Below are 22,563 nucleotides of genomic sequence, written 5' to 3' on the forward strand. Positions count from 1 at the left end.
ATACCTGTTAAGGCTGCGTTATGTACATCTCGGCACCCGGACCAATTGGCAGACCAATTATAATCCAGACAATCAGCAGCACTACCCAGCCGATAAAGAACACGATCGAGTAAGGAAGCATCGTCGAGATCACGGTGCCTATACCTGCGTTCTTGTCATAGCGCTGTATGAAGGCCACGATCAGAGCGAAGTACGACATCATTGGCGAGATAATGTTGGTTACGCTATCGCCGATGCGGTAGGCTACCTGCGTGAACTCCGGCGAATAACCCAGCAGCATAAACATCGGGATGAACACCGGTGCCATGATCGCCCACTTAGCTGAGGCCGAACCCATTACGAGGTTGATCACAGCGGCCACCAGAATGAACATGATCATCAGCGGAATCTCGCTCAGGCCCATGGTCTGCAGCACATCGGCTCCGTTAATGGCCAGAATCAGGCCCAGGTTAGTCCAGTTGAAGTAGGCCACGAACTGTGCCGCGAAGAACACGAGTACGATATAAGAGCCCAGTGTCTCCATTGACTTAGACATGCCACGCATCACATCGCTGTCGTTTTTGATGGTCTTGGCGCCTATACCATAAGCGATACCGCCAATGGCAGAAAGCAGGAAAATGAAGGCCACTATACCTGACATGAATGGCGAATTAAGTATCTCCCCCGTCTCCGGGTTGCGTAGATAACCATCCTCCGGCAGCAAACCGCCCAATACAAAGGCAATCGAAGCCAGGATAGCCAGGGAGGCGTAAAGAAGACCACGCTTCTCCTGACTGTTCAGGCGGTCGATGCTCTGGGGCTTTTCGTCGCCATTGTACTCGCCCAGCCTCGGAATTACAATTTTTTCAGTCACCCAGGTACCCAAACCAGCTACCAGGAAGGTAGAAACAAACATGAAGTAATAGTTGGCCGCCGGATTCACGGTATAATCGGCATCAATGATACGTGCCGCCTCCGTAGACAGACCAGCCAACAGCGGGTCGATGGTACCCAGCAACAGGTTGGCACTGTAGCCACCCGACACACCCGCAAAAGCAGCCGCCAGACCAGCCAGCGGATTACGGCCGGCCGCCAGGAAGATCACCGCCGCCAGTGGCACCAGCAGCACGTAACCCACTTCAGAAGCCGTATTGGAGATAACACCCGCAAACACGATCACGAAGGTGAGCAGACGCTTGGGTGATGAAAGCACTACCAGACGCAGCACCGCACCGATCAGACCCGTGCCCTCGGCTATACCTATACCCAGCAAGGAAACAAGCACCGTACCCAGCGGAGCGAAGTCGGTGAAGTTGGTCACCATGCGGGTCAGGATCATGTGCAGGCCTTCAGTAGAGAGCAGGTTAACCGGTGTTATGATCTTGCCTGTGCCCGGGTGCGTTACCGCCAGGTCAAACAAACTGGCTACCCATGACAGGATGATCACGAGCAGCGCAAAGCCTGCAAAGAGCGTGGCCGGGTGTGGCAGGGCGTTGCCGATGCGCTCCACTATGGATAGGAACTTGTCAATCCCTGACTTTTTTTTCTTGATTTGCGTCATAAAAAAGGTTGGTTTAAGGTTCCCGCCCACTCAGCGCCTGTTCAGGTACAGGTGCCGGGCAGTCAAGGCCATAGCAAACGGGGTTCCGAAATTGCCCAAAATTTTGCAGCCTCGCAAATTTTAACAAAAAGCCATACCTTCGTTTATCATCAAAAATTGCTTTACCTATGATCACACCACTACAGCCCGGCGACAAAATCGCCATCATCGCCACTGCCCGTCTTATCAGCCACGAAGAAATAGCTGCTGCCATCGACATACTCAAAGGCTGGGGGCTGGAAGTAGAAGTTGGCCCTACGGTAGGGGCGCAATATGGTGTGTTTGCCGGCGATGATGCTCTTCGCCTGCAGGACCTGCAGCAGGCCCTCGACTGCCCTGATATCAAGGCAATCATTTGTGCCCGCGGTGGCTACGGCACCACCCGCATTCTTGATCAGGTAGACTTCAGTCATTTTCAGAATCACCCGAAGTGGGTCGTAGGTTTCAGCGACATCACCTCCCTCCTCTGCCACATCCACAGTTTAGGTATAGAAAGCGTGCACGGGATTATGCCCCTGCTCTTCCCGAAAGGCACTGAAGAAGCACTGGAGAGTCTGCGTCGCGTTCTCTTCGGCGAAAACCTGAGTTACAGCTCCGCTCCCCATACCTTTAACCGCACAGGTATAGCCGAAGGGCAACTGATAGGTGGTAACTTGGCGCTCCTGCATAACGTCTCCGGGACGAGCTCCGACTTCACGACCAAAGGCAAGATTCTTTTTCTGGAAGATGTGGACGAGTACCTCTACAGCATCGACCGCATGATGGTTCACCTCGACCGTGCCGGTAAGCTAAAAGACCTGGCAGGCCTTATAGTGGGCCACTTCAGTGACATGAAAGACAATGCTATACCTTTCGGCAAAGACGCCTACGAGATCATCGCCGAACACACTGGCAAGTATGACTACCCTGTTTGCTACGGCTTCCCAACCGGTCACGAGCCGGATAATCTGGCACTGGTTTGCGGGAGAAGAGCGAAGCTGGAAGTTGAGGAGAATGGGGCGAGCTTGGAGTATGTTTATTCTGTCTAACGGCAAAGTCCGGCCAATCACACTTTATGTATAGGATAATCTTACTTTTTTTAGCTCTCTTTAGCTTAGGCTGCAGCACAGGCAGAATTGCGACAACCGCTAATACGAAACCTAATGAAACGATCGTATTTGGAAAACTTACACTGGATAGTAGCCGGCCGTTGGCTAGCGAAAAAATAGTGCTGCACTTTAATGAACGGCTTTGGGGAAAGCACACCGTCTGGCTGGACGAAAGCGGCTATTTTTACATGAAACTCCCGTTAGGCAATCATTTTCTTTCGCTGCTTGAATACCGAGATAATATTGGGTTCTATAAAAATTTACCTCCCAACTATATCTCAGTCAATCTCACTGAGCCTGAAAAGGTCTATTACATTGGCGACATTTACTTGACCTGGACACCTGTTGAATTGGCTGATATGCGCCAGAACAAAGGGGTAGTTGGCGCAATAGCAGAAGCAGAAAAGAGGGGTGAATATGTACCCGCTTCGGTTGAATCGTCACAGCAAACAGTTAATTTCTTTAAGCAGAAGTTTATTGGCAACCAAAAGGAGATCGTGACTGAACTCGTAACAATAGAATAGCTCCGCTTAAAGCAAGGTCAGAGTAAACTATACTGAGAAATAGGCAGCATGTACCTCGATTGTAGCGTTCATTACGCTGCCTTATCAATTCCCTTGGCTCTTACCTGGCTGTAATAGTTACAAATCCCGTTCAGCACGCATTTTTCACACTTTGGATAGGACCAGGTACATACCTTCTGCCCGTGCCAGAACAGGTGCTTGTGGAAGTTGAATAGCTCAGTGGCATCTTTGGGGAGCATTTCCAGCAACACATCATGGGCTTTATTAGCTGTAATCTTGGCACCGATAAGGCCCACCCGCTGGCTCACCCGAAACACGTGCGTATCGACGGGCAGTACTGGTTTCTTAAAGTTGAATAGCAGCAGCAAGGTAGCCGTTTTTGGTCCTACACCGGGTAGCCTAGTTAGCCAGGCCATGGCTTCGTCTATGGGCAGGTCGGCCAAAAAGTCAATGTTTATCTCCCCTCTGTCCTCTTTGATCATGCGTAACGTCTGCTGTATCTGCGGGGCTTTCTGCAAAGGGTAGCGGGTGGTGCTCACTGCGTCGGCGAGTTCATCCTCCGGGGCGTTCAATACGCCTTCCCAGTCTCCGAAGCGCTCCAGCATGGTATAGTAGGCCTGCTGCTCATCGGCGTGGTTAGTGCGGTGCGAGAGCATGGTCGAGATTAATTCATGCATATGGCTACGGCGTGGGTCAAGCACCAGACGCTTATACTCCTGGTTCAGCAGTTCGTGCGTTATCACTATTTTTTCTTCAGCAGGTAGTTCGTATCCTTCCATTTCTTGCCAGGTTTAGCCCGGTAATAATTAACGGTTTTATACAAATGGCGTTACTGCCGTTAATAGGGTTATTATCACCAAAGTACATGTTAGAACATTTATTCAGAAAAATTGTAATATATCAGAACAAATTGTTCCAATTACCGCTATACCTGTAGTCTCAGCTCAAAACGGCATTAGCTTTCATTTTATGCAAATTAAATTCTTAGGAACAGGGGGTGCCTTTGACATCGATTATCTGAACTCTGCCGCTTTGGTGACAGTGCGGGGAAAGTGTGTGTTGATTGACTGTGGCTTTACAACATACCAGACGCTGGTGCACAAAAACCTGCTGCACCGAGTAGACTATATCCTGCTCACACATCTGCACAACGACCACTGCGGCAGTCTGGCCAATCTGCTGCTGCACAAGCATGTAGTAGACAAAGCTCCAAAGCCAACCATCCTGTACCCAACAGACCAGTTCAAGGCGCAGGTATACGAGTTCCTGAAAATACAGGTGAAGAACCCTGACAAGTACGCTGAGTTCGTTCCGCTTGACCGTTTCGAAGGTATAAAGGCCGTTGATACCTATGGTCTGCACTCAGAGGGACTCCAGTCATTTGCCTACATTTTTGAAGAGGAAGAAAACCGTATCGTATACTCAGGCGATCTTGGCAAACCCGATGTGCTTTTTGACAAACTGAGTCGCATGCCTTCGCTGCCTACCTGCGTGTATCACGACATTACCTTCAACCCCGAAAACACGGGCCATACCTTTTACAAAAAGCTGCTCCCCTACATGAACGGCGTAGAAATGTTCGGCTACCACTGTGACCCTACCCAGAACCCGGGGGACAACCCAATCAGGCTGGTGTTTTACCAAAAAGACCTTTTGGCTTAAAGCATTTCAAAAAGCTTGTATCCAATTAGGCAAAACATGTGTATCAATTTTAGGTTAATGCTGCAATACTGCACAAAACCAGTTGGCACATGACGTTCATAATGACTTTTCGCTCTAAGCATAAGCTACCTTTCATGCGCAGGCCACTGCACATGGCCTACATGGGTACTTTCATAGCTTTCCTGGCATATACAGGCTTTACCACACCTGACCTGCTCAACTGGCTCCTCGAAAACTCCCTTACACTCTCTGTTGTCATCTTACTGGCTGCGTTTTACAATATTTTCCGCTTCACCGATACCAGCTATACCTTGGTTTTCCTGTTCATGATGCTGCATGTGTACGGCAGCTATTACCAGTATGCCGACAACCCTTTTGGTGAGTGGATGAAAGGGCAATTTAATTTCCAGCGCAACCACTACGACCGCATTGTGCACTTCGGCTTTGGTTTACTGCTCACATATCCCATTTATGAAATTGCAAGACGTGGTTTTAGCCTGAGTGTGTTCCTGAGCAGTGTGCTCACGCTATCGCTCGTTCTGTCGCTGAGTGCTGTTTATGAAATCGTGGAGTGGATCGTGGCTGACCTCGTGTACGATGGGGACGAGCAAGGCATGGCTTACCTGGGAATGCAGGGCGATATCTGGGATGCACAAAAGGACATGGTACTCGCCTTTCTGGGAGCCAGTATTGCCATCGGGGTTGCCATTGTGCTCCGCAAGCGCACAGCTCCGTCAACTAACAGAGATTAATCAAACAAAAAAAGCCGGCTATACCTGAGGTGGTATAGCCGGCTTTTCTACTGATTCTTAATTAATTACAGATCACCACGTTCTGCGGCTTTCTTCATTTTTTCGTTTGCAAAGATCGCGATCTCTACACGACGGTTTGCCTGACGACCGGATGCTGTAGAGTTGTCAGCTACCGGATGGTCAAATGCCCAACCCTGCGTTGTGATACGGTTACGGGCAACACCCTGCTGGGTAGCATAGCCCGCAACTGACTCAGCACGTCGCTCTGACAGACGCTGGTTCAGCTCACGGCTACCGGTGTTGTCAGTGTGGCCTTCGATGATGATGTTCGTATCTTCATACTTCTTCAGCGTAGTTGCCAGTTTCTGGATGTCAGCCTGCGCATTTGGGCGAAGCTCAGCAGAATTCACATCGAAAAGGATACCTGAGTCGAAGGTGATTTTGATACCCTCACCTACTCGTTCTACTTTAGCGTTCTCCAGGTCACGACGCAGCTCTTCGGCCTGCTTATCCATACGACGGCCAATCAGGGCACCGGCCGTACCACCCACGGCAGCACCAATGATGGCGCCCGCCGCTGTGTTACCAGCTACTTTACCAATCACACCACCTACTACAGCACCACCACCAGCACCAATAGCACCGCCTTTGGCCGTACGACTGGCATTACAAGATGTAAATAAGAAACCGATTACGGCTAGAGCCAGGAAATAAATTCTGATATGTTTCATGTTCTTGTTTTTTAATTTTCAATTATAGTTGTCAGATTAAGCCCTTAATACTCTAAATGTGTTAAAATGTTGTATCTGGATATAGCAGTTGAACAGAACCTATACCACAAGTAATTGTTAACCAGCACGTTGCCCAAACCCCTACACCAGCTTCATTAGACAAACTATATACGTAAACCAACGGGAGAATATTCAAAAGTAGCCTGCAGGCAGCGCTGGCAGCCTGTTAAGAGGTTTTTTAGTTAAAACATGTTGCATAAAAAAGCGCCTGCCAGGTATACCCGGCAGGCGCTTTAGAACAAGTGCTATACCTGTAGCTTATTTTATCTCACCACTTTCGGCAGCTTTCTTCAGCTCCTCGCTTGCAATGATGATGATCTCTACACGACGGTTTTGCGCACGGCCTTCCGCAGTCGTGTTGTCAGCAATCGGCTGGTCAAAGGCGTAGCCTTTCGCCTGCATGCGAGATGCGTCTACTCCACGGGTACGGGCATAGTTGGCAACAGCCTGCGCACGACGCTCCGACAGTCCCTGGTTTAACTCACGACTACCAGTGTTGTCGGTGTGGCCTTCGATGATGATGTTCGTGCCTTCGTATTTTTGAAGTGTGTTTACCAGGCCGTCAATGTCTTTCTTAGCATTGGCGCTCAGTTCAGCAGAGTTAACGGCAAACAGAATACCCGAGTCGAAGTTGATACGGATAGCCTCGCCCACACGCTCGATCTTCGCATTCTCCATGCTTTTCTCCAGTTCCTCGGCCTGCTTGTCCATACGGCGACCGATAACGGCGCCTGTGGCACCACCCACGGCAGCACCTATAATGGCACCCGCCGCTGTGTTGCCCATGCGGTTACCAATAATACCACCTACTACAGCGCCGGAACCAGCTCCGATAATACCGCCCTTAGTGGTTTTATTCATACCTGTCTTCTCTTCGCCGGTAGTAGAAGTTTCGGTTCTGTTACCTGTTGTAGTTGAGGTGTCGCCTGTACCAGAAGTAGTCGGACGTGTAGTCTGGCAGGAAGTGAACAGCATGGTTACAGCCAGCATCGATGTCAACGATAGTTTTACTAGTTTCATAGTCTTGTAATAAATTTGAAAAATGGTTTTTGGTTGATAGTAGTATTAGTTATTCTTAGTATTTGTGCTTTCGCAATACTAATGCCAAACTTAGGCACAATATTGTGCTTTACCCAAACTATTACTTTCCTAAACTGAAAAAGTTTGTTTGCACCCGTTCAGCTTATATTTTGTCGTGTTTGAGTACCACCAAAAAAGCCTGTCAGCAATACTAACAGGCTTTTCTGCTCTATTATTTTAATCCAATCCGCTTATGCCGATTTGGCGGCTTTCTGCGTTTTGGCTGTTCCGTTTTTTTCTTCTGTAACAGGCATGATCATGCCCAGCAGATCTACCAGGCGCTGCTTCAGTTCCTTGCGGTCCACGATGAAGTCCAGAAAGCCATGCTCCAGTACGAACTCCGCACTCTGGAATCCTTTCGGGAGGTCTTTTCCGATCGTTTCTTTGATAACACGCGGACCGGCAAATCCGATCAACGCACCCGGCTCGGCAATGTTGAAGTCGCCCAGCATGGCATAAGATGCCGTTACACCACCTGTGGTAGGATCCGTAAGCATCGAGATATAAGGTAGTTTCTCCTCTGAAAGAAGCGCCAGTTTTGCAGAAGTCTTGGCCATCTGCATCAGCGAGAAGCCAGCCTCCATCATACGGGCACCTCCTGACTTGGAGATCATCATGAAAGGTGTGCGCGTCTTGCGGGCGTGATCGATGGCGCGGGCAATCTTCTCACCCACCACTGATCCCATAGAGCCACCGATGTAGGCAAAGTCCATACAGGCGATGGTGATGTCCTTGCCACCGGACTTACCATAGGCAGTGCGCACAGCATCTTTCAAACCTGTCTTGCGTTGGGTTTCTGCGGTACGCTGTGGGTATGGCTTGGAATCCACAAAGTTGAGCGGATCACCCGAGGTCATATCCTCGTCCATCTCCGTAAACTTGTTGTCGTCGAACAGGATGGCGAAATACTCCTTTGAACCAACACGGTCGTGGTAGTTGCACTTCACGCAGGTCTTCAGGTTTTTGCGGTGCTCGGTCATGCTAGTCACTGTCTTGCAATCCGGGCACTTAAACCACAAGCCGTCCGGAGTTTCCTTTTTCTCCTCTGTCGGTGTGATAATTCCTTTTTCTACTCGTTTAAACCAAGGCATCATAATCGTATCGGTCGTGCGTACCGCACATTAAATGGTTGTTCTGCCATACTCCTCTGTACCAGTTTCAGGCAGATTTGGGCACAAATATAGCCTGCTTCGGATTACTCACAAAGGAGCTACTCCAAAGCAGGCTGTAAAATTAGTTAATAATCAGCAGTTCTGCTACAGATTAAGCAAGTGTAATGTCATTGGCCAGGTATACGTCCTGAATCGCGTTCAGAAGTTCCACTCCCACTTTCATATCTTTCTGGAACGCCTTACGGCCTGATATTAAGCCCATACCGCCTGCACGCTTGTTGATAACAGCTGTGCGCACAGCATCTGCCAGGTCAGACTCTCCTTTTGACTCACCACCTGAGTTGATCAGACCGGCACGGCCCATGTAGCAGTTGGCTACCTGGTAGCGAGCCAGGTCAATTGGGTTGTCAGAAGAAAGCTCTGAGTACATCTTCTCGTGCGTCTTGCCAAAGCCGATCGCCTTAAAGCCACCGTTATTCTCAGGAAGCTTCTGCTTGATGATGTCCGCCTGGATGGTGACGCCCAGGTGGTTTGCCTGTGCTGTCAGGTCGGCGGCTACGTGGTAGTCTACACCATCTTTCTTGAAGGCGTTGTTGCGGGTATAGCACCACAGGATGGTGGCCATACCTAGCTGATGCGCTCTTTCAAAAGCTTCGGCCACCTCGATGATCTGACGGGAAGACTCTTCAGACCCGAAGTAGATGGTAGCACCAACCGCCGTAGCACCCAGGTTCCAGGCCTCGTCCACAGAGCCAAACATGATCTGGTCATACTTGTTCGGGTAGGTCATCAGCTCGTTGTGGTTGATCTTCACCACGAACGGAATCTTGTGCGCATACTTTCTGGACATCATCGCCAGGTTACCGAAGGTAGTCGCCACGGCGTTGCAGCCACCTTCAATGGCTAATTTGATGATGTTCTCTGGGTCGAAATAGATAGGGTTTGGGGCGAAAGAAGCACCTGCGGTGTGCTCGATGCCCTGGTCAACAGGCAGGATGGACAAATAACCTGTGCCAGCCAGACGGCCGTGGTTGAAAAGCTGCTGCAGGCTGCGCAATACCTGCGGGTTACGGTTTGACTGAGAGAACACACGGTCCACAAAGTCAGGGCCCGGTGCATGGATCAGGTCTTTGGAGATTGTTTTGCTTTCATACTGAAGCAGGTTTTCCGCTTCAGAACCTAGTAAGGAAACGATGTTATCGTACGACATTTTTTTAAATAGTTTTTAATAAAAGGGACGTATTGAATTGCAGGACAAATATATAATGCTTTTTGAATACTTCAGAAAATATCCTAACTACTCTTGTAAGTGGCGCATTGCTGCCTCCACATACCGTTTCCGACCTCAAAATGTTGCTCTAATTACAGCACTAAATTCACCTGTCTCATATCTCCAAACTACCCCTGCACCAACTACTCCAGGTATAGCCGAGTTCTTAAACCTAACCGAGGCCGCTACTCGTTATACAATACACTAGGTATAAGCAGATTAAGCATCAAAAACATGAAACACAACCTTATCAGGAACGCTTGGCTGCCACTCCTGCTCTTGTTGGCAGGTATAGCGGCATGCTCATCTTCCACCCAGATCATGGGATCCTGGAAAAGTCCCGAAATTGAAGCACAGAATTACCAGCGGGTAGTGGTGGCTGCCCTTACCGATAACGTCCTGGCCCGGCAGGAAGTGGAAAATGACCTGCAGGCGCAGTTGCAGATGAGAGGCATACAGGCAACCCGCAGTATTGATTTGTTCCCGCCATCTGCTACCGCTAAAACCGGACCGGATGTAAACCTGCTCATAGAGCGTATCAAGGAAAACGGCCATGACGCCATCCTGACCGCCGCCCTGGTAGACGAGCAAACCGAAACACGCTATGTACCCGGCAATATGGGGTACCGGCCGATGTCACGTTTTGTATGGTATGGTAGCTTCAGGGGTTACTACAATTTCTGGTACCCTACCCTTTACGACCCCGGCTACTACACCGAAGACAAGGTATACTACCTCGAAACAAACCTATACGACGTCAACACGGACCGCCTGGTATGGTCAGCTCAATCTAAGTCGCACAGCCCCCGCAGCCTGCGCAAAGCCGCAAGCCAGTTTGCTGAGCTCACGGTGCAGAAAATGGCCGAGGACAATGTGTTACCAGCTGTTGTAAGGCAATAAAAAAGGCGCTCTTGGGAGCGCCTTTTCTGTTCGTAAGGTATACCCTTATTCGTTGTATAGCACGTGCAGCACAGTTTGCCCCACTGCCTTCAAAGTGTTTTTACTAATGATGTCCATCGTGTCTGTATGGCGGTGATGATAAGGTCCAAAATAGTCATCCTGATCTGCCATGTTGTACTCGATGATATCGATCATGCGGATGCCGGCCACGGTGTTCACGTAGTAATGGTCGTCGGTAATGGCCGGGGCATTTACATACTTAAAGTAGTCGGAGTAACCGAGGCGATTTCCGGCACGCCATACCTTGTCCACAATATTGCGGGCATACTGCATGGAGGTACCTTCGCGGGCAAACTTGGCGTTCTCAGCACCCACCATATCGAGCAGGATGCCGTAGTTCGCTTTGTAATTCGGCTTGTGTTTGTTCTTGCTCCAGTACTGTGACCCCAGACACCAGGTATCGCTTTGGTATGGGTAGTCGCTCTCGTCAGGCTGGCCGTAATCTTCTCCATCAAAGAAGATGATGTCCACACCTATACCTGGCTTCTGCTCCGCCACCTGTATGGCACGCGCAATTTCGAGCAGCACTCCTACACCGCTGGCACCATCATTGGCACCGTCGATGGGCTTGTTCTGATTTTCCTCGTCTTTGTCGGCAAAGGGTCGTGTGTCCCAGTGCGCAGCCAGTAGCACACGCTTGGTTGCATTGGGATTGATGGTGCCAATAATGTTACGCAGGTTGAGCATGGTACCGTCAAAAGCACGTGCCTGGAAGGCCTGCACCTGCACTTCGGCGCCATAGCTGCGCAGCGTCTCTATCAGCCATTCCCCTGTTTTGTAATGCGCTGCCGTATTCGGCACACGCGGTCCGAAAGCCACCTGCTGATCTACAAAGTTATAAGCAGAATCCGCATTAAATTCTGGTGCCTGCACCACAGCTTCTTCTACCTCAGTGGTAGCTGTGCGTTCACCACTGCTTCCGTTATCAGAAGAGTCGCAGCTGTTAAGTCCCATGGCGCTCAGCATCAGGATGGCCAGTAGCTTCATATTATTCTTCATAAGCCCAGTCAATTCCGGTTTTCAGATCCTTGATCACGATGCCCTGCTTCTTCAGCTCGGCACGGATGGCATCTACTTTATCATAAGCCTTGTTCTCTTTTGCCTCCTTGTAAAAGCCGAGCACCAGTTCCAGCATATTTTCCATATCAGCGGTCGGCTCGTCTTTTAACCCAAGCACATCATTCACCAGTTCGGTATAGGTTGTGCGGATGGTATCAAAGGTGTCACGTGTCAGTGTTCCGATCTGTAGCTGCCCCAGGTATAGGCTGTTGATCTTCTTGAGCAGATTGAAGAGTGAGGCGATGGTGCGAGCCGTGTTCAGATCGTCATTCATGCCGCGGAAGCAGTCCTCCGTCAATTTCAACAAATCCTCATTCAGCTTTTCGTCCGGTGTGCCGGGCTGTTCCGGGTATACCAGTTTCTCGAGCACCCGCATGCCGTTCATCAGCTTCCTATAACCTTTCTGGGCGGCCTGCAGCGCCTCGTTGCTAAAGTCGAGGGTGCTGCGGTAGTGCGCCTGCAGGATAAAGAAACGGATGGTCATCGGGCTGTAGGCCTGTTCCAGCATTTTATGCTTGCCGCTAAAGAGCTCGCTCAAGTTGATGAAGTTGCCCAGCGACTTGCCCATCTTCTGCCCGTTCACCGTGATCATGTTGTTGTGCACCCAGTAGCGGGCGGCATCGCTGTGGCTGTGGCTGGCCTGGCTCTGGGCAATCTCGCACTCGTGGTGCGGGAACATCAGGTCGAGCCCACCGCCATGTATGTCAAAAGTCTCGCCGAGGTACTTGCGGCTCATGGCCGAGCACTCCAGGTGCCAGCCCGGGAATCCGTCGCTCCACGGCGAAGGCCAGCGCATGATGTGCTGTGGCGAGGCTTTTTTCCAAAGCGCGAAGTCAAGCGGTGAACGCTTTTCCCCCTGCCCTTCTGTGTCACGGGTATTGCTAAGCAGGTCTTCGATGATTCGTCCCGACAGCTTGCCGTAGTTGTTATTCTTGTGATAGGCCGGCACGTCAAAGTAGACCGAGCCGTTCACCTCGTAGGCCATGCCATTCTCGAGTATCTCCTGTATCATCTGGATCTGCTCAATGATGTGGCCGGAAGCACGCGGTTCTATGTCGGGCGACTTAGTATTAAGTGTCGCCATGTCCTGCTGGTACACATTGGTATAGTGCTGCACGACCTCCATCGGCTCGAGGTGCTCCAACTTGGCTCTTTTCTGGATCTTGTCCTCCCCTTCGTCGGCATCGTTTTCGAGATGGCCTACGTCGGTGATGTTGCGCACATAGCGCACTTTATACCCGAGGTACTTGAGGTAGCGGTACAGCACGTCGAAGGTAACGGCACTGCGGGCATGGCCCAGGTGCGGCTCGCCGTATACTGTCGGCCCGCAGACATACATTCCCACGAAGGGTGCGTGTAGCGGTTCGAACAGTTCTCTTTTGCGTGTGAGCGTGTTGTACAGGTTCAGTTTGTGTTGCATGGTATCGATATGCACAGCATGCGCAAGGGGCATGCTTTCTGTTTATACTTGATTATTCTGGTGAGCCCTGGTGGCCAACCAAAGTTCAAAACTAAAAAATTATACCTTCAGTCCCTTACTCCTCTTTCGGCTTGATGACATAAGTCGCCGAGATGGGGAAGTGGTCGGAGAGTGGCATCTCGTAATGCGTTTTAAAGTCGTATGCCTCCAGCCCTTCACTGAAGAACTGATTATCAATACGCAGGAATGGCAAAGGTCCGTTGTAAGTGGCGCCTACCCCGTTGCCCGCTTTCTCAAATGAATTATTCAATTCACCTACCAATTGACTGTAGGTATAGCTGAACGGAATGTCATTGAAATCGCCTGTCACAATGACCGGATAAGGTGATGTTTTTACGTGGTCGAGCAACTGCTGTACCTGCATGGCTCTGGCCCGGAAACCCATGCGCAAACGGCGGGCCAGGTTGCGGCTTTCCTTCCGGAAGCTCTCCTCATCGCCTATTGCCGAATACGTATTTTCGATATCCTCCGCCTTGATGCTCATGGACTGCAGGTGTACGGCGTACACCCTGACGGTATCCCCTTTTACATTGATGTCTACCCAGGCGGCTCGGTTGGCGCTCCGCTCCGGCGTGTTCGGAAAGCGTATCGTATTGCCCCTGACGATCGGGTATTTTGAAAATATGGCTATACCTAAATCGGCTTTCACACGATCGCCCTGGTAAGTTGAGGCGAACACATGCCGGTTGTAGCGCTTCCCGATCCGGTTGAAATTATTATACTCTGTCGAGTTGACGCGGCTGTAAAACTCCTGCAGACAGAAGACATCTGCAGGATGTGTGGCGACCCAATCCACCATCTCTTCCGACACCCGCGGCACACCTTCTACTATCCTTTCGTAGGCGTTAAAAATATGCACATTGAAGCTCAGCACCTCGAGGGTTTTAGCACCTTCGGGCAGCTCCTTGTCCCAGGTGATCGATACCAGTCGGCCATAGTGATTCCAGCCAAGGCCAATTACTGCTAGTGGCAGAAAAACATACCACGAGCGCTTCAACAGCCAGTAGATAAAGAACAGGAAGTTGAGCACCAAAGCGCCGGGAAGAGAGAAAGCAACAAAGCCGGCCGGCCAGAATTCGTAGGGTGGCACGCGCATGCTCAGCACTCCCAGCAGTAGCCATAGCACCACCAGGATGTTCAGGATCAGCCAGATTCTCCGGCGTATTTGTTTGAATGTACCTGCCACGGTGGCAAACTTACAAATTATGCTTGTAGGAATATCAAGCTACGCTTCAGAATATATTCACTTGCGGTGGCTAAAATGATTTTAATCTGCAGAACTTTTCCAGCACTTGTGCTTGTTACAGAACCGAAGCCCCTCCGGCAGCTGGCACCAGCCACAAAAATGCCGCCCGAAATCTCCAGAAACCATATAATTACAGTGCACTTAAACACATATTGTTGTTTATATAATGTTTTTATAGTAAATTTGTGACATTATTTCCAAGGAGATGAGGGGACGCGAGGTCCCCTTCTTTATTTTCTTTAAATAAATATGGCAATAACGGCACAAAGTATTCGCGCTATGGCGGAAGACAGCCTTCCGGAAAGTGACCTGTTCATCGTAGATGTGGCAGTGTCTGATTCGGCAGTGCGCCCCAAGATAACCGTGTTGGCTGACGGCGAGCAGGGCATCACCATTGACCAGTGCGCTACCATCAGCCGCCGCGTCAATTCAAAGATCGCGGAGACATATGGCGAGGAAGTATCTTATGTGCTGGAGGTGAGTTCGCCGGGAGTGGATTTTCCACTTACCCAGCCGCAGCAGTTTAAGCGAAACATCGGCCGCAACCTGAAACTGAAAATGCAGGATGGAACCGAGAAGACCGGCAAGCTGGAAGAGGTAACCGAGACAGGTATAAACCTGACAGAAGAAATCAAACAAAAAGGCAAAAAGGCAACGTATGAGCCTGTGCAAATACCTTTCGGGGAGATTGTAAAAGCAAATGTTGTAATATCTTTTAAATGATAAAATAATGAACAGTTCAGTCCTGATCGAGTCGTTCGCTGAATTTGCGAAATTCAAGAACATAGACCGCCCGACGATGATGCGCATCCTGGAGGATGTATTCCGCACTATGATCCGCAAAAAGTGGGGTACCGACGAGAACTTTGACATCATCCTGAACGTGGAGAAGGGTGACCTCGAGATCTGGCGCAACCGCGAAATCGTGGACGATAACTCGGAGGACATCTGGGATCATGACAAGATCGCCCTATCAGAGGCGCAGAAAATAGAGCCTGACTTTGAGGTAGGTGAAGAGGTATCGGAAGAGATACAGCTTGAGGACTTCGGTCGCCGTGCCGTGTTGACTGCCCGCCAGACCTTGATCCAGCGTATCAAGGACATGGAGAAAGAACTCCTGTTCCAGAAGTACAAGGACCTTGTTGGCGAGATCATCTCAGGTGAGGTATACCAGGTATGGAACCGCGAGGTACTGTTACTTGATCAGGAAGAGAACGAACTGCTGATTCCGAAAGGCGAGCAGATCCCGAAAGACCGTTATCGCAAAGGCGACGTAGTGCGTGCTGTGGTACAGCGTGTTGAGATCGTGAACGGTAATCCGAAGATCATTCTTTCCCGTACATCTCCAGCATTCCTGGAGCGTTTGTTTGAGAACGAAGTACCGGAAATATACGATGGTCTGATCGCGATCAAAAAAATCGTGCGTGAGCCCGGCGAGCGTGCCAAAGTAGCCGTAGAATCGTTTGACGACCGTATTGACCCGGTAGGAGCCTGCGTGGGCATGAAAGGTTCCCGTATCCACAGTATCGTGCGCGAGCTGGAGAACGAGAACATTGACGTGATCAACTACACAGACAACCTGGAGCTATACATTCAGCGTGCCCTTAGCCCGGCTAAGATCACCAGCATGAAGATAGACCATGAAAACGGCAGAGTATCCGTGTTCCTGAAGCCTGATCAGGTGTCGCTTGCGATCGGTAAGGGTGGTCAGAACATCAAGCTGGCCAGCAAACTGGTAGACATGGAGATCGACGTATTCAGAGAGTCTGAGGTATACGAAGAAGACATCAGCCTGGAAGAGTTCACAGACGAAATCGAAGACTGGGTGATCGCTGAACTGCGCCGCATCGGTCTGGACACTGCCAAGAGTGTACTGGCAGTTTCAAAAGAAGACCTGCTTCGCAGAACAGAGCTGGAAGAGGAGACGATCGAAAGCGTACTCTCTATCCTGCGCGAAGAGTTGGAAGAAGAAGACAATCAATAGTTGTGAGTTGAGCTTCGTTCCTGTAATTTTGAAAGAAATTCGGAACGGAGCTCAGTTCTATACCTTGCAAGGCAGCTATAGCATATTAACAGAATAAATTAAAGACAGCATATCAGAACATGGCAGAAGACAAAATCAGGAGGCTCAAACAGGTTGCAACTACTTTAAACATTGGTACAGCTACCATTGTGGATTACCTCTCTGCTAAAGGCTTTGACGTGGAAAACAAACCCACTACCAAAATCACGGCAGAGCAGTTCAGTATGCTGGCTAAGGAGTTCGCTTCTTCAATGCAAGACAAGATTGAAGCGGAAGAACTCAACATCGGCAAGAAACCACAAAGCAACCAGGTAGTGGAATCGGAGCCGCATCACGAGCCTAAGAAAACGACAGAGCCTGAGCAGGAAATCCTGATCAAGAGCGTGCACCAGCCGAAAGCAGAAACCCCTGAGGCCAAGCCTAAACCAGAAGAGCCAAAAGCGCCTGAACAGCCTGCCGAGGCACCAGTTGAGGCAAAGCTGCCAGGTATAAAAGTGCTAGGCAAAATAGACCTGGACGCAAAAGGTCGCCCAGTGCCTAAGCCAGCAGCAAAACCGGAAGAGCCGAAGGCGCCAGCTGCAGAGCAGCCAACTGCCCCTGCGCCGAAAGCGCCAGAGCAACCTGTTACACCAGCACCTGCTCCTGCGCCGGTTGAGAAACCAGCTGCTGAGCAGAAGCCTGCAGTAGCCGAACAAACTCCTGCGACGCCAAAAGCAGAAGCTCCGAAACCGGAGACTCCTAAAACTGAAGAAAAACCACAGCAGCCGGCAACGCCTCCTGCCCCTGCTGCGGAACAAAAGACAATAGAAACAGAAAAAGCTCCTGCGCAAGCAGCGGCACCACAGGCTCCGGACCAACCGGCTGCAACGCCTGTCGAAAAAGGAACAGAACCAATAGAAACAATTACAGCAAAAGCCGACCAGCTGAAAGGCCTTACGGTACTGGGCAAGATTGAATTGCCAGACAGCACACGTAGAAAAGGCACTAAGCCGGTAGCGTCTTCCGATGACAGGAAGGCCGGTAAAAAGAAAAAGCGCAAGCGCATTATTGTGGCCGGTACAGAACAAGGCGGCACACAAGGACAACAACAAGGCACAGCCAACCCGCAGTCACGCCCGATCCAGCATACTGGTGGATCAGGCAGTGGTTACCAGGGCAATCGCCCGGGACAACGTCCTGGCGGCGGACCTGGAGGTCGTGGGCCACGCAATGCTCCGTCTCCTCGCGCTGAAAAAGCAGAGGTTACTGATAAGGAAATTCAGGAGCAGATCAAAGCTACGCTGGCGAAGCTGAGCGGCGGCAAAGGTGGTGGTGGTAACCGCGCCAAGTACCGTCGTGAGAAACGCTCCGCTATTGCTGATGCAACAGAAGAGCGCCGTCTGATGGAGCAGGCAGAGTCTAAGACACTGCGTGTGACAGAATTCGTGTCAGCCAATGACCTGGCAGCTCTGATGAATGTGAGCGTGAACGAAGTAATTAAGGTATGTATGCAGTTGGGTATGTTCGTATCCATCAACCAGCGCCTTGACGCCGAAGCGATCACCATCATTGCGGACGAATTTGGCTACTCAGTTGAGTTCATCACATCAGAAGATGAGCAGGCGCTTGAGGTAACCATTGAAGAAAACGAAGAGGACCTGGTAGATCGTGCTCCGATTGTGACCATCATGGGTCACGTTGACCACGGTAAAACCTCCCTCCTTGACTATATCCGAAACGCCAATGTAACAGCTGGCGAGGCCGGTGGTATCACGCAGCACATTGGTGCCTACAGCGTGAAAACTGAAGGCGGACGTACCGTTACCTTCCTCGATACTCCTGGTCACGAAGCCTTTACGGCCATGCGTGCCCGTGGTGCCAAGGTAACAGACGTTGTTATCATCGTGGTAGCGGCCGACGACTCGGTGATGCCACAGACAAAAGAAGCGATCAACCACGCACAAGCTGCTGGTTCGCCGATCATCATTGCTCTGAACAAAATTGACAAGCCAGGAGCTAACCCGGACAAGGTACGTGAGGAACTTGCCCAGATGAACATCCTGGTAGAAGAGTGGGGTGGTAAGTACCAGTCGCAGGAAGTATCTGCCAAAACTGGTGCTGGTATACCTGACCTGTTGGAGAAAGTATTGCTTGAGGCTGAACTCCTTGAGCTAAAGGCTAACCCTGACAGAAAAGCTGTTGGTACCGTGATCGAAGCATCGCTTGACAAAGGCCGTGGTTATGTAGCCACTGTGCTGGTACAAACAGGTACTCTGAAGATTGGTGATGTGGTACTGGCTGGCTCTCACTATGGTAGAGTGAAAGCGATGACTGACCACCGTGGTCGCAAGATGAAAGAGGCTGGTCCATCTACTCCGGTACAGCTTCTTGGGCTTGACGGTGCCCCACAGGCCGGTGATAAATTCCAGGTAATGGAGTCGGAGCGTGAAGCCCGCGAGATTGCAAGCAACCGCGCACAACTGCAGCGTGAGCAAAGCCTGCGTACTCGTAAGCACATCACACTCGACGAGATTGGCCGTCGACTGGCGATCGGTACCTTTAAGGAACTGAACGTGATCGTAAAAGGTGACGTGGACGGTTCCGTAGAAGCACTTTCTGACTCCCTGTTGAAGCTGTCAACTGCCGAAGTGCAGGTGAACATCATCAGCAAAGGCGTAGGCGCTATCTCCGAATCCGATGTACTGCTTGCTTCGGCTTCTGATGCAATTATCATTGGCTTCCAGGTACGACCTTCTCAGAATGCACGCAGACTGGCAGAGCAGGAGCAGATCGATGTTCGTCTGTACTCTATCATCTACGATGCGATCAACGAAGTGAAAGATGCGATGGAAGGTATGCTTGCTCCTACCCTGAAAGAGGAGATCACAGGTAACGCTGAAGTGCGCGATGTGTTTAAGATTACGAAGGTTGGTACGATTGCAGGCTGTATGATCACAGACGGCTCTATCCAGCGTAACTCTAAAGTACGCCTGGTACGCGACGGCATCGTAGTGCACGACGGCGAAATTCTGGCACTCAAGCGCTTCAAAGACGATGTATCAGAAGTACGCCAGGGCTACGAGTGCGGTATCAGCCTGAGAGGATACAACGAGATCCAGGTTGGTGACGTGATCGAAGCTTACGTAGAAAAAGAAGTGAAGCGCACGCTGTAATACAGCCAACTTCATCTATCATAAGAAAGGCTCCTGCGAAAGCGGGAGCCTTTTGTTTTGCACCTAATATGAAGCATGCATTTATACCTGCCTGACAGGAGCTAAACCTGATGCGGCATACCTCCAATACCCGTATCGATTGATTGAGGAAGATACTCTACCTTCTAAACTGAAAGCCTGTAAATTGTATAACCGTTCGACCTATCAATAAAGTATCCATCCCTTAAACAGTAAGCTAACTCAGATTCAGGAGATACAAAAAAGCCCCGCCCGGATAAACCAGGCAGGGCTTTTTCGTTGTTTTTTCAGCAACTGATTATAAGGACATCCGAGCTAGACGACGCTTGTCGCGCTTATGCTTGCGATGCATTTCTTTCTCTTTTTTCAGAATGGCTTCCATTCGTTTGCTTCCTTTAATGCGGTCTTTAGTAAAGCGGGAACGGTTCGTGTTCTCATAGGCATTCCAGCGTGTATCCAAACCTGAAGCACGTGCTCCCACGGCATCAACGGTAGTACCTTTTTCCTGTACTTTGGCAGTACCCCAGAACTCATCTTTACCCGAACTCAGGGAAGTACTCGATGAACTTGATGTCTGTGCCATCGCATCGGACACAAACAGGAAAAAAGCTAGAGAGAATAGTAACGATATGACTTTTTTCATAAATCCACTTTTGATAATGTATCTATACAACGTACATTATACGCTAAAGTATACATTTTTAGTGAATAACAAGAAGTGCAGGACAAAAGTTTACTATTCAAATTTGTAAGAAAATCCTATTCCCATGGTTTCTTTGAGCTGTAAACGAGGACCTTTCCCATCCAATGTACCATCCCCACTGCGGTCTACATCGATCATGATATCATCGTCATAGATCATGTGCAAAAAGAGGCTGGCTGACAGGAATTTGTTCACCTTGAAGTTCACCAGGTTCTCCCAGTTCACATCAATATTTTTGGCATTGCGGAGGTAGTTCGAAAATAGGTCGGCCTTCGACTGCAGCGTTACATTTTTGAAAATCTCGTTGCGAAAGCGAACATTCACAAAACCACCGAACTCTTCCCGCAGACGCTCCCCTGTACCAGGTATAAGTCGCCCCTCCAAATCGCGCTGAGCAGGCTCTACACCAAACGCGCCGTAGTCGGCCATGCGCTGGTTGAGCACTGCCGTGAACTTGCCTGTAAAAGGTGAAATAAAAACTGAAAGCTTAGGATTAGGCTTGTAGTCCATACCTATGGAGGCCAGCACAAAAGCGGGTGCCATAAAGTTGGAAATGACAGAGTCTCGCTCCGAGGTATACGTTGGGCTGATCTGTGTACGGGTATTGAGCTGAGCCGTGTAAAACCACTTGCTGGAAGCCTGCCTACCGTACTTCAGGTTAAGTTCTAGCCGGTCGTCACTTTTGCGGAGGCGCTGTTCCTGCAGCTTCACAGTGCCATAAGTGAGGTCCAGGGTATTGTTCCAGGTATGCTTCCCATTCTTGTAGTTGCCGTAGAGGTTCAGGATACCCAGCGCTGACAGTGAGTTCTGTCCGCCGGCCGCCCAGTTGCTCAGGCTTACCTGACTGAAGTTGACTGTGCCGGTTCCTCCGAAATCCCAGATATTGCGAACGGCCACTGTGTCGACAAGGGTGTCCTGTGCAGTGGCTGAAAATATGGTGATGTTAAATATGAAAAGCGGAAGTAATAGATTGCGCAATAAAGCCTTAAGCATGAAAATAAGGTATAAAGTGAGCAGTATGCTGATTAAACCGCACAAAGATAACAAAACGATGTTGGAGCACCGAAGTTAAAAGGAAAGTTTGCAGCAAGGAGAGTTGAACTGGGCCATTGCCAGATTGCATTTTAGGGATTTAAGCAAATCACTGCTATATTTGCTGCTGGTATCTATACATCTACTCAGAGATAAAAACTATGTCTATATACGAAAACCTGCTGCTCAATCTTGAGAACGGAATCCTGGTGATCACCATCAACCGTGCCGACAAGCTTAATGCGCTCAACATCGATACGATTAAGGAGATTAAGGCTGCCATCCAGCAAGTCTATGATGACCCGGCTGTGAAGGGAGCAATCTTTACAGGCGCCGGAGAGAAAGCTTTTGTAGCGGGTGCCGACATTTCGGAGATCTCTGAACTAAGCGAAGTGAACGCCCGTGGTTTTGCAGAGCGCGGTCAGGAAGTTTTCAGCATGATCGAACGCTGCACCAAGCCTGTCATTGCCGCCGTAAATGGTTTTGCATTGGGTGGAGGTTGCGAGCTTGCCATGGCCTGCCACATGCGTGTTGCCAGCGAAGGTGCCCGCTTTGGTCAGCCGGAAGTGAACCTGGGTCTTATACCTGGCTACGGTGGCACACAGCGCCTGACACAGCTAATCGGCAAAGGCAAAGCCATGGAACTGATGATGACCGCTGACATGATCGGTGCCGGAGAAGCCAAGGCGCTTGGTCTGGTAAACCATGTGGTGCCTGCCGTAGAGTTGATGCCAAAGGCAATGGAGATCATGAACAAAATCCTGTCGAAAGCACCACTTGCCATTGGCCTGGTGATCGACTGCGTGAACGCCGTGTACGACAAAGATGAAGACGGCTATCAAACGGAGGCGAACTCTTTTGCCCGCTGCTGCTCTTCACAGGACTTCATTGAAGGCACCAACGCATTCCTGGAGAAGCGTAAGCCTGTATTCAAAGGCGCATAAGCCTACACCCTCAGAACGCGCTATACCTATCATAAAAAGCAGGTATAGCGCGTTCTGTGTTTTTCAGCTGACACTAATACCTACCTGC

Annotated in this window: 20 protein-coding genes; 9 read left to right on the top strand and 11 right to left on the bottom strand. The window is 50.1% G+C overall.

From position 1 onward, the window contains the following. Positions 1-7 precede the first annotated feature (7 nt). The gene (locus BW972_RS16510) at positions 8-1,540 is read right to left on the bottom strand and encodes an AbgT family transporter (protein ID WP_007657120.1); all 1,533 of its coding nucleotides are present in this window, start codon (positions 1,538-1,540) and stop codon (positions 8-10) included. A 167-nt stretch (positions 1,541-1,707) separates the two neighbouring features. On the opposite strand from BW972_RS16510, the gene BW972_RS16515 reads away from it, so the two are divergent. Both BW972_RS16515 and BW972_RS16520 read left to right on the top strand, forming a co-directional pair. Continuing rightward, on the top strand, positions 1,708-2,607 hold the full coding sequence (locus tag BW972_RS16515) for a S66 peptidase family protein (protein WP_076422918.1): 900 nt from the start codon (positions 1,708-1,710) through the stop codon (positions 2,605-2,607). A gap of 26 nt (positions 2,608-2,633) precedes the next feature. After that, positions 2,634-3,191 (top strand): hypothetical protein, encoded by a 558-nt coding sequence (locus tag BW972_RS16520; RefSeq protein ID WP_007657125.1) that lies wholly within the window; start codon positions 2,634-2,636, stop codon positions 3,189-3,191. A gap of 71 nt (positions 3,192-3,262) precedes the next feature. On the opposite strand, the gene BW972_RS16525 is transcribed toward BW972_RS16520, so the two are convergent. After that, positions 3,263-3,970: an endonuclease III domain-containing protein gene (locus BW972_RS16525; RefSeq protein ID WP_007657130.1), complete on the bottom strand. Its 708-nt coding sequence runs from the start codon at positions 3,968-3,970 to the stop codon at positions 3,263-3,265. A 190-nt stretch (positions 3,971-4,160) separates the two neighbouring features. Here BW972_RS16525 and BW972_RS16530 point away from each other — a divergent pair, with 190 nt between their 5' ends. Together BW972_RS16530 and BW972_RS16535 are read left to right on the top strand one after the other, a co-directional pair. Further along, a complete protein-coding gene (locus BW972_RS16530; RefSeq protein WP_007657132.1) occupies positions 4,161-4,853 on the top strand; it encodes an MBL fold metallo-hydrolase in 693 nt (230 codons plus the stop codon). A 134-nt stretch (positions 4,854-4,987) separates the two neighbouring features. Next, the gene (locus tag BW972_RS16535) at positions 4,988-5,605 is read left to right on the top strand and encodes a DUF2238 domain-containing protein (RefSeq protein ID WP_234986421.1); all 618 of its coding nucleotides are present in this window, start codon (positions 4,988-4,990) and stop codon (positions 5,603-5,605) included. Between the two features lie 65 nt (positions 5,606-5,670). Here BW972_RS16535 and BW972_RS16540 read toward each other — a convergent pair whose 3' ends face one another. The 4 genes from BW972_RS16540 to BW972_RS16555 all read right to left on the bottom strand — a co-directional run bounded on the left by BW972_RS16540 (position 5,671) and on the right by BW972_RS16555 (position 9,798). Continuing rightward, positions 5,671-6,336 (bottom strand): YiaD family glycine zipper/OmpA-like lipoprotein, encoded by a 666-nt coding sequence (locus BW972_RS16540; RefSeq protein WP_076422921.1) that lies wholly within the window; start codon positions 6,334-6,336, stop codon positions 5,671-5,673. Positions 6,337-6,654: 318 nt separating this feature from the next. Next, complete coding sequence (locus BW972_RS16545; RefSeq protein ID WP_234986422.1) at positions 6,655-7,416, bottom strand: YiaD family glycine zipper/OmpA-like lipoprotein; 762 nt, start codon at positions 7,414-7,416, stop codon at positions 6,655-6,657. A 251-nt stretch (positions 7,417-7,667) separates the two neighbouring features. After that, positions 7,668-8,567: an acetyl-CoA carboxylase, carboxyltransferase subunit beta gene (accD, locus tag BW972_RS16550; protein WP_051017757.1), complete on the bottom strand. Its 900-nt coding sequence runs from the start codon at positions 8,565-8,567 to the stop codon at positions 7,668-7,670. Positions 8,568-8,739: 172 nt separating this feature from the next. Further along, on the bottom strand, positions 8,740-9,798 hold the full coding sequence (locus BW972_RS16555; RefSeq protein ID WP_007657144.1) for a class I fructose-bisphosphate aldolase: 1,059 nt from the start codon (positions 9,796-9,798) through the stop codon (positions 8,740-8,742). Positions 9,799-10,092: 294 nt separating this feature from the next. On the opposite strand from BW972_RS16555, the gene BW972_RS16560 reads away from it, so the two are divergent. Beyond that, positions 10,093-10,758, top strand: a complete 666-nt coding sequence (locus BW972_RS16560) for a hypothetical protein (protein WP_076422922.1) — start codon at positions 10,093-10,095, stop codon at positions 10,756-10,758. 45 nt (positions 10,759-10,803) lie between these two features. On the opposite strand, the gene BW972_RS16565 is transcribed toward BW972_RS16560, so the two are convergent. From BW972_RS16565 to BW972_RS16575, 3 genes are all read right to left on the bottom strand, one after another. Beyond that, positions 10,804-11,817, bottom strand: a complete 1,014-nt coding sequence (locus BW972_RS16565; protein ID WP_076422923.1) for a M28 family peptidase — start codon at positions 11,815-11,817, stop codon at positions 10,804-10,806. Further along, on the bottom strand, positions 11,807-13,297 hold the full coding sequence (cysS, locus tag BW972_RS16570; RefSeq protein ID WP_040574230.1) for a cysteine--tRNA ligase: 1,491 nt from the start codon (positions 13,295-13,297) through the stop codon (positions 11,807-11,809). Before cysS ends, BW972_RS16565 begins: the two co-directional genes overlap by 11 nt. Before the next feature lie 115 nt (positions 13,298-13,412). Next, positions 13,413-14,543, bottom strand: a complete 1,131-nt coding sequence (locus BW972_RS16575; protein WP_076422924.1) for an endonuclease/exonuclease/phosphatase family protein — start codon at positions 14,541-14,543, stop codon at positions 13,413-13,415. Between the two features lie 309 nt (positions 14,544-14,852). Between BW972_RS16575 and BW972_RS16580 the strand changes: the two genes are divergently transcribed. From BW972_RS16580 to infB, 3 genes are all read left to right on the top strand, one after another. Then, a complete protein-coding gene (locus tag BW972_RS16580) occupies positions 14,853-15,326 on the top strand; it encodes a ribosome maturation factor RimP (protein WP_234986423.1) in 474 nt (157 codons plus the stop codon). A 7-nt stretch (positions 15,327-15,333) separates the two neighbouring features. Next, on the top strand, positions 15,334-16,587 hold the full coding sequence (gene nusA, locus BW972_RS16585) for a transcription termination factor NusA (RefSeq protein WP_076422926.1): 1,254 nt from the start codon (positions 15,334-15,336) through the stop codon (positions 16,585-16,587). Positions 16,588-16,706: 119 nt separating this feature from the next. After that, on the top strand, positions 16,707-19,778 hold the full coding sequence (infB, locus tag BW972_RS16590; protein ID WP_076422927.1) for a translation initiation factor IF-2: 3,072 nt from the start codon (positions 16,707-16,709) through the stop codon (positions 19,776-19,778). Between the two features lie 316 nt (positions 19,779-20,094). Here the strand turns inward: infB and BW972_RS16595 are convergent, their stop codons facing one another. Further along, positions 20,095-20,379, bottom strand: a complete 285-nt coding sequence (locus BW972_RS16595) for a hypothetical protein (RefSeq protein ID WP_234986424.1) — start codon at positions 20,377-20,379, stop codon at positions 20,095-20,097. Positions 20,380-20,532: 153 nt separating this feature from the next. Further along, positions 20,533-21,492 carry a DUF3078 domain-containing protein gene (locus tag BW972_RS16600; protein WP_076422928.1) on the bottom strand — a complete coding sequence of 320 codons (960 nt, stop codon included), beginning with the start codon at positions 21,490-21,492 and terminating at the stop codon, positions 20,533-20,535. Between the two features lie 200 nt (positions 21,493-21,692). On the opposite strand from BW972_RS16600, the gene BW972_RS16605 reads away from it, so the two are divergent. Then, positions 21,693-22,475, top strand: coding sequence for an enoyl-CoA hydratase/isomerase family protein (locus BW972_RS16605; RefSeq protein WP_007656829.1), 783 nt, complete (start codon positions 21,693-21,695; stop codon positions 22,473-22,475). The last annotated feature ends 88 nt before the right edge of the window (positions 22,476-22,563 follow it).

Source organism: Pontibacter lucknowensis (assembly GCF_900156415.1).
Classification (GTDB): domain Bacteria; phylum Bacteroidota; class Bacteroidia; order Cytophagales; family Hymenobacteraceae; genus Pontibacter; species Pontibacter lucknowensis.

Excerpts from the sequence above, each read along its gene's own strand:
- BW972_RS16535 (WP_234986421.1), top strand. The coding sequence starts at position 4,988 with ATGCGCAGGCCACTGCACATGGCCTACATGGGTACTTTCATAGCTTTC.
- BW972_RS16560 (WP_076422922.1), top strand. The coding sequence starts at position 10,093 with ATGAAACACAACCTTATCAGGAACGCTTGGCTGCCACTCCTGCTCTTG.
- BW972_RS16580 (WP_234986423.1), top strand. The coding sequence starts at position 14,853 with ATGGCAATAACGGCACAAAGTATTCGCGCTATGGCGGAAGACAGCCTT.
- BW972_RS16595 (WP_234986424.1), bottom strand. The coding sequence starts at position 20,379 with ATGGCACAGACATCAAGTTCATCGAGTACTTCCCTGAGTTCGGGTAAA.
- accD (WP_051017757.1), bottom strand. The coding sequence starts at position 8,567 with ATGCCTTGGTTTAAACGAGTAGAAAAAGGAATTATCACACCGACAGAG.
- BW972_RS16600 (WP_076422928.1), bottom strand. The coding sequence starts at position 21,492 with ATGCTTAAGGCTTTATTGCGCAATCTATTACTTCCGCTTTTCATATTT.
- nusA (WP_076422926.1), top strand. The coding sequence starts at position 15,334 with ATGAACAGTTCAGTCCTGATCGAGTCGTTCGCTGAATTTGCGAAATTC.
- BW972_RS16605 (WP_007656829.1), top strand. The coding sequence starts at position 21,693 with ATGTCTATATACGAAAACCTGCTGCTCAATCTTGAGAACGGAATCCTG.
- infB (WP_076422927.1), top strand. The coding sequence starts at position 16,707 with ATGGCAGAAGACAAAATCAGGAGGCTCAAACAGGTTGCAACTACTTTA.
- BW972_RS16525 (WP_007657130.1), bottom strand. The coding sequence starts at position 3,970 with ATGGAAGGATACGAACTACCTGCTGAAGAAAAAATAGTGATAACGCAC.
- BW972_RS16510 (WP_007657120.1), bottom strand. The coding sequence starts at position 1,540 with ATGACGCAAATCAAGAAAAAAAAGTCAGGGATTGACAAGTTCCTATCC.
- BW972_RS16565 (WP_076422923.1), bottom strand. The coding sequence starts at position 11,817 with ATGAAGAATAATATGAAGCTACTGGCCATCCTGATGCTGAGCGCCATG.
- BW972_RS16520 (WP_007657125.1), top strand. The coding sequence starts at position 2,634 with ATGTATAGGATAATCTTACTTTTTTTAGCTCTCTTTAGCTTAGGCTGC.
- BW972_RS16545 (WP_234986422.1), bottom strand. The coding sequence starts at position 7,416 with ATGAAACTAGTAAAACTATCGTTGACATCGATGCTGGCTGTAACCATG.
- BW972_RS16515 (WP_076422918.1), top strand. The coding sequence starts at position 1,708 with ATGATCACACCACTACAGCCCGGCGACAAAATCGCCATCATCGCCACT.
- BW972_RS16540 (WP_076422921.1), bottom strand. The coding sequence starts at position 6,336 with ATGAAACATATCAGAATTTATTTCCTGGCTCTAGCCGTAATCGGTTTC.
- BW972_RS16530 (WP_007657132.1), top strand. The coding sequence starts at position 4,161 with ATGCAAATTAAATTCTTAGGAACAGGGGGTGCCTTTGACATCGATTAT.
- cysS (WP_040574230.1), bottom strand. The coding sequence starts at position 13,297 with ATGCAACACAAACTGAACCTGTACAACACGCTCACACGCAAAAGAGAA.
- BW972_RS16555 (WP_007657144.1), bottom strand. The coding sequence starts at position 9,798 with ATGTCGTACGATAACATCGTTTCCTTACTAGGTTCTGAAGCGGAAAAC.